Here is a 6921-nt window from a genome sequence, read left to right as displayed (position 1 = left end):
GGGCCGGCGAAACGCCGGCCCGCCCGACCACCGAGGACGGGAGCTCATGATGCGCCGGATCGCCGTCCTCGACGCGCCGACAAATCTCGGCCTGCGACCGCCGACGTCCACCTCCGTGCCGGGCTGCGCCAAGGCGCCCGGCGCGTTGCGCGACCACGACCTGCTGGCCCGGCTGCGGGCCCGCGACGCCGGCTGCGTCACCCCACCCCGATACGACCCCGGCGACTGGCGGCCCGGTGACGGCGTGTGCCACGCCCGGGAGATCGCCGACTACTCCCTCGCCCTCGCCGAGCGGGTCGGCTCGATCATCGACCGGGGCGAGTTCCCGGTGGTGCTGGGCGGTGACTGCTCCGTGCTGCTCGGCTCCGCGCTGGCCATGCACCGCCTCGGTGAGGCGGTCGGCGGGCGGATCGGGTTGGTCTTCGTCGACGGGCACTCCGACTTCCGGCACCCCGGCAACGCCTCCTACGTCGGCGCGGCCGCCGGGGAGGATCTGGCCCTCGTCACCGGGCGCGGGCAGGCCGACCTGCCGCGCTGGAGGGCCGTCGACCCTACTTCCGCGACATCGACGTGGTGGTGCTCGGCATCCGGGCGCAGGACGAGTACCGCCTCGACCTCCAGGCCGCGGGCATCACCACCCGACCGGTGCCGGCGCTGCGCGCCGAGGGCGCCGCCCGGACGGCCCAGTGGGCGCACGAGCAGCTCGCCGACTGCGCGGGCTACTGGGTGCACATCGACGTCGACGTGCTCGACCCGGCGGTGATGCCGGCCGTGGACGCCCCCGACCCGGGTGGCATCGCCTTCGCCGAGCTGGAGATCCTGCTCGCCGGCCTGGTCGACACCCCACACTGCCTCGGCGTCGAGCTGACCGTCTTCGACCCCGACTACGACCCGGACGGCTCGTACGCCGCCGAGATCGTCAACACCGTGGTCGCCGGCCTGGCCCCGGTCACCGCCCCGGAGGCGGTGCCACCCCGACTGCTGTCGCCCCGGCCCACGCCCTCCCCGCGGCGAGGCAACGGCCGGGCCGCGACCGCCAGCGAGCGGCTCGCCGGGCGTGATGGGCTCGATCGTGCCGCGCGCCTCGCCGGGCGCGACGGCCCCGATCGGGTCGACGAGCGCGGCGGCGACGACCTTTCCGATGGCGACGCCTCCGGCAGCCAGCCCCCGGGCGTCGGGTCTGCCGGCGTCGGTCCCTCCGGCGTCCGTTCGTCGATCGGCGCGGTGGCTGACGGTGCGGTGGCTGACGGCGTCGCGCCGGCGGTGGCGCCCCCCGGCGCGGGCGGGCGGGCCCCAGCCGAGCCATCCGGCCTCGCGGCCCAGATCGCGGCCACGGTCGAGCGCGAACCGGTCGGTCCGCCCGCGTCGGCCGGCCCGGGTCTGCTCCGACGACCCTCCCCGCCGACGGAGACCCCGCCGGAGAGGCACGAAGCCGACTCCGCCTGATCCGGTCCCGGCCCACCTCGCCGCGATCCACCCCGGAATCAGCGAAACCGGGGTGTCCGGATGGCCTGGACACCCCGGTTTCCGCGGAACCGGGTGGATCACCGCTGGGCGCGGGTGGCGACCAGCGGCGTGCGGCGGGTCAGGTGGCGGGCAGGGCCCGGAGGAAGCGCTCGGCGATCGGGACGGCTGAGGCGGTGCTGGCCCCGCCCTTCTCCACGAACACGGCGAACGCGACGTCACCCCGCCAGCCGACGAACCAGGCGTGCGTGTGGGCCGGGTTGTCGTCGTACTCGGCGGTGCCGGTCTTGCCGTACACCTCGCCGCCCGGAACGTCCTTGAGCGCGCTCCCGGTGCCGGCGGTGACCACCTCGCGCATCATCGTGCGCAGCGCCGCGACGGACTCGGGCTTCAGCTGCTCGCCGGGCGGGGCCGGCTTGGCCGGTGCCGGGTCGACCAGCAGCTTCGGCTGCTCGAAGCGGCCCCGGGCGACGGCCGCGGTGGCGCCGGCCATGGCCAGGGGGCTGACCAGCGTGGTGCCCTGGCCGAACGACGCGGCGGCCTGCTCGGCCAGGCTGCCGCCGGTCGACACCTTGCCGGTGAAGGCGTCCGTGCCGAGATCCCACTGCCCCTCCAGGCCCAGCGAGCGGCCGGCGGCGGCCAGCCCGTCACCGCCGAGCTTCGGGGCCAACGAGGCGAAAGCCGTGTTGCAGGACTTGGCGAAGTCGGTGCGGAACGGCACCGAGCCCAACTCGAAGTTGTCCGAGTTCTTGAAGGACCGGCCATCGACGGTGAAGGTCTTCTTGCACTCCACCGGCCCGTCCAGGGTGACCGCGCCCCGGTCCAGCAGACCCAGCGCACTGACCATCTTGAACGTGGAGCCCGGCGGCACCTGGGCGGTGAAGGCCAGGTTCTCGCCGGCCGGCCCGGGACCGTTGGCGGCGGCGAGCACCGCGCCGTCCTTGATGCGTACCGCCACCAGGGCGGCTCGGCGCGGCTCCGCGCGCAGGGCTGCGTCGGCCGCGTTCTGGGTGGCCACGTCCAGGGTGGTCTTCAGCGCCTGACCGGGCTGCGGCTCCCGGTGGAACAGTTCGGTGCCGGTGGCTGCCAGCTTGCCGTCCTCGGCGGGCCGCTCGACGACGACCGTCAGACCGGGGGCGCCGCGCAGCCGCTCGTCGTAGCGGCCCTGCAACCCGCCGTGCCCGACCAGGTCGCCGGCGACGTACCGGTCCGGGTGGGCGGCGAGGTCGTCGGCCTGCGCCGGGTCGACCGAGCCGAGCAGCGCGCGGGCGAACTCCCGGGTCGGCGCCAGGTCGAGCTTGTCGGAGACGAACTTGGTGCCGGGCAGGTCGTAGATCCGCGGCTTGATCTGCCGGTACGCGTCCTCGCGTAGGGTCACGACCTCGACGAGCGCGCCCGGGTCGGCCTCGGCCACCCGCTTCGGCAGGTCGGCCAGGTCGACGGCGGGGACCAGGGCCGGGCGGATCGCCTTGAAGGCCGCGTCGAGATCCTTGACCAGCTTCTTGATGTCGGTGACCTGGTTCGGCTGCACACCCACCCGCACCACCTGGCGGGGCGCCACGATCGGCTTGCCGGCCGCGTCCAGCAGGCCCGCCCGGGGGCCGGTGTCGCGGCGCAGCCCCAGCCGGTCGCCCTTGGTGAGCTGCTCGTGGATCACCCGCGGCTCCCACATCACCTGCCACTGGTCGTCGTCGCCCTGGACGAGCCGCAGCTCCCGGTCGTACGTCCAGTGGGTCTGGCCCGGCAGGGGCCAGTCGACCCGGATCGTCGTGGTCGCGATGTTCTTGGTGATCTTCGGCTCGCCCTGCCGGGTCAGGGTGGGCGGGGTGGCCGCCAACTCGCCGGACAGCTCCTTGATCTCCTTGGTCACCTCGGCCGCCGGCATTTTGGCACCGGTCGTGTCGACCATCGCGACCGCCTGCAGGTCGCCACTGCGCCAGCCGGCGAGGAAGGCGTCGGCGCTGTGCTCCGGCCCGTCGTCGCCGGAGCACGCCGCCAGGACGCCAGCGGTGAGCAGGGTCGCAGTGAGCGCGGCGACCCGTCGGGCGCGGTTCGGCCGGTGGGGCCGGGGGTAGGACAAGGTCATGAAGCGGTCCTTCCGGTCTCGGGCTGCCCTGCACGGTAGTACGCGAAGGGTGTCCCCAACGTCCCGTGTGGCGCTCGACGTGCGGAAAGACGGGCCGGGCCGGTGTGATGAACATCGCGGGGCGGGGTATCCCGCAACCGGCCAACCTCGGACCCGCAACGGGTGAAAGGACAAAGTCCGGATCCGGACGTCCGGCCAGTGGTCCGCCGACCAAGGCGCGAAACGGCAGGCCTACGCTGGGCGGCAGAGTGACCCACAACGCGGTGGGTCGAGGGGAGTGGCACCGATGGACCGGCGTCCGGCGATCAAACCGGAACCCGACCTCCGGCAGGATGACTCCGGCCGGGACGACGACAGCTTCGATTCGGCGACCGACGGGGACGGCTACGGCCGGCTCGACACGGGCGTCACGGGGCTGCCCGGGTCGAGCATCGACACCATCTACGATCTGGGCCTGCCGACCGAGGCGTTGGCCGACGACGTGGAGGATGCCGAGCTCGACGAACCGGTCCCCAACGCGGAGCGCCTGGTGGCCCAGGCTGTCGCGCTCGCCGGGGACGACCACGACGCGGCGACCCTGGTCGGTCGCTTCTGGCGGTTCGCCCCGGACGAGGAGCTGGTCGGCTTCACGGCGGAGGAGATGCTCGACGCGGCCCGGGCGCACCGGGACCTGGCCCAGCAGCGGGTGCCCGGCGAGTTGAAGCTGCGGATCCACGAGCCGCACGCCGACCAGCACCACACCGTTGTCGAGATCGTCACCGACGACATGCCGTTTCTGGTCGACTCGGTGACCGCGCTGCTCAACTCGTACCACCTGGACGTGCATCTGCTGGTGCACCCGCTGGTGGTGGTCCGGCGCGAGCCGCTGGGCCGGCTCACCGAGGTCTCGGCGGACGTGGAGCCGGACGACGCGATCGCCGGCGACATCATCGAGAGCTGGATGCGGATCGAGATCGACCCGGTCCGGGACGCCGCCGAACGCGACCGGCTGCGCCGTGAGCTGCAACGGGTGCTCACCGACGTGCGGGAGGCCGTGGAGGACTGGCCGAAGATGCGTCAGCGTGCGCTCGCGCTCGCCGACGAGCTGGCCTCGGCCCGCACCTCGGACAACCGTCCGCCGGTGCCGGAGAAGGACATCACCGACTCGGTGGAGCTGCTGCGCTGGCTGGCGCACGACCACTTCACGTTCCTCGGCTACCGCGAGTACCGCCTGGTGGACGCCCCGGACGGGAACCCCGCCGACCAGGTGGACGGCAAGGCACTGGAGGCGGTGCTCGGCACCGGCCTGGGCATCCTGCGCTCGGACTCCCCGGAGGCCCGGTCGCTGTCGTCGATGACGCACGAGGCACACGAGAAGGTGCTGGAGAAGCGCCTGCTCATCATCACCAAGGCCAACTCGCGGGCCACCGTGCACCGCTCGGCGTACCTGGACTACATCGGGTTCAAGATCTTCAACTCCGAGGGCGAGGTCATCGGGGAGCGGCGCTTTTTGGGCCTGTTCTCCACCGCGGCATACCGGACCAGCGTCCGGGAGCTGCCGGTGGTGCGTCGTAAGGTCGCGGAGGTGCTCGACCGCTCCGGCCTGAGCCGGCGCAGCCACTCCGGCAAGGATCTGCTGCAGATCCTGGAGACCTACCCGCGCGACGAGCTGTTCCAGATCAAGACCGACGACCTGTACCACGCGGTGATCGGCGTGCTGCGGATGGCGGGCCGCCGGCAGCTGCGGGTGTTCCTGCGCCGCGACGCGTACGGGCGGTTCATCTCCTGCCTGATCTACCTTCCCCGGGACCGGTTCACCACCCAGAACCGGCTGCGCATGCAGGACATCCTGCTGCGTGAGCTGAACGGCGTCGGGGTGGATTACACGACCCGGGTCACCGAGTCGATGCTGGCTCGGGTGCACTTCATCGTCCGTACCGACCCGACCCGGCCGCCCGGCGACATCGACGCCGACCTGCTGGCCGAGGAGCTGGCCGACGCCACCCGGCTCTGGGACGACGACTACCGGCTGGTGCTGGAACGCAAGCTCGGCGACGAGCAGGCCAAGCACCTGTTCACCCGGTACGCCGACGCGTTCCCGGAGGGCTACAAGGACGGGCACACGCCGTACGAGGCGATGAAGGACCTGGCGAAGCTGGAGCTGCTGGAGGAGCCCGGTCAGCTGGAGATGCACCTGTTCCGCAAGCAGTTGGCCCCTCGGCCCGGCACCCGGATGCCGGGGGCCGACCTGGCCGAGACGATGGACGTCCGGTTCAAGGTCTACCGGTACGGCGAGCCGATGATGCTCTCCGCCGTGCTCCCGGTGCTGCACTCGCTCGGCGTCCGCGTGGTCGACGAGCACCCGTACGAGGTGGACCGGATCGACGGTCGGGTCTACCTGTACGACTTCGGCCTCAGGCTGCCCGAGGGGCACCACGAGCTGTCCGAGGTACGCCCACACGTGGAGAACGCGTTCGCGGCGGCGTGGCGCGGCGAGGCCGAGGTGGACCGGTTCAACGAGTTGGTGCTGCGCGCCGGGCTGACCTGGCGGCAGGTGGTGGTGCTGCGGGCGTACGCGAAGTACCTGCGGCAGGCCGGCACGGTCTTCTCGCAGGACTACATGGAGCAGACCTTCATCGCGTACCCGAAGCTCGCCACCCTGTTGGTGGAGCTGTTCGAGACGCGCTTCGCGCCGGGCGAGCTGACCGCCGAGCAGCGGCAGCAGCGCAGCGGCGAGTTGGTGGAGACGATCCGAGGCGCGCTGGACGACGTGGCGAGCCTCGACCAGGACCGGATCCTGCGCTCGTACCTCACGCTGATCGAGGCGACGCTGCGGACCAGCTTCTACCAGAAGCCGGTCGGCGGGCGGCCGAAGGCGTACGTGGCGTTCAAGCTCGACCCGCAGGCCATCCCGGACCTGCCGGCGCCCCGGCCGAAGTTCGAGATCTTCGTCTACTCGCCGCGGTTCGAGGGCGTGCACCTGCGGTTCGGGCCGGTGGCCCGGGGCGGGTTGCGCTGGTCCGACCGTCGCGAGGACTTCCGCACCGAGGTGCTGGGCCTGGTCAAGGCGCAGATGGTGAAGAACACCGTGATCGTGCCGGTGGGTGCCAAGGGCGGCTTCGTGCTGAAGCAGAAGCCGGGCGACCGGGACGAGGCGGTCGCCTGCTACCAGGAGTTCGTCGGCGCGATGCTGGACGTCACCGACAACATCGTCAGCGGGCAGATCGTGCCGCCCGAGGACGTGGTCCGGCACGACGGCGACGACCCGTACCTCGTGGTGGCGGCGGACAAGGGGACGGCGACGTTCTCCGACATCGCCAACGAGATCTCCCTGGCGCACAACTTCTGGCTGGGCGACGCGTTCGCCTCCGGCGGTTCCGCCGGCTACGACC

At 72.4% G+C, this 6921-nt stretch carries 2 protein-coding genes and 1 pseudogene; 2 read left to right on the top strand and 1 reads right to left on the bottom strand.

Translation table 11 applies throughout. The features are described 5' to 3' along the window. Positions 1-46: 46 nt before the first annotated feature. Positions 47-1014: pseudogene (locus AB0J68_RS23350) on the top strand (arginase family protein); the annotation flags it as partial. A gap of 571 nt (positions 1015-1585) precedes the next feature. On the opposite strand, the gene AB0J68_RS23345 reads toward AB0J68_RS23350, so the two are convergent. Beyond that, positions 1586-3550, bottom strand: a complete 1965-nt coding sequence (locus AB0J68_RS23345) for a penicillin-binding transpeptidase domain-containing protein (protein ID WP_363940469.1) — start codon at positions 3548-3550, stop codon at positions 1586-1588. A 286-nt stretch (positions 3551-3836) separates the two neighbouring features. Between AB0J68_RS23345 and AB0J68_RS23340 the strand changes: the two genes are divergently transcribed. Then, positions 3837-6921: NAD-glutamate dehydrogenase domain-containing protein (locus AB0J68_RS23340; RefSeq protein WP_363940468.1), on the top strand; the 3085-nt coding region annotated here is incomplete at its 3' end.

This window comes from Micromonospora sp. NPDC049580 (genome assembly GCF_040675595.1).
GTDB lineage: Bacteria > Actinomycetota > Actinomycetes > Mycobacteriales > Micromonosporaceae > Micromonospora.
This window is presented reverse-complemented; position numbering and strand designations above follow the sequence as displayed.

Bases quoted from the DNA above. Each gene is read 5' to 3' on its own strand.
- AB0J68_RS23345 (WP_363940469.1), bottom strand. From the start codon at position 3,550: ATGACCTTGTCCTACCCCCGGCCCCACCGGCCGAACCGCGCCCGACGG.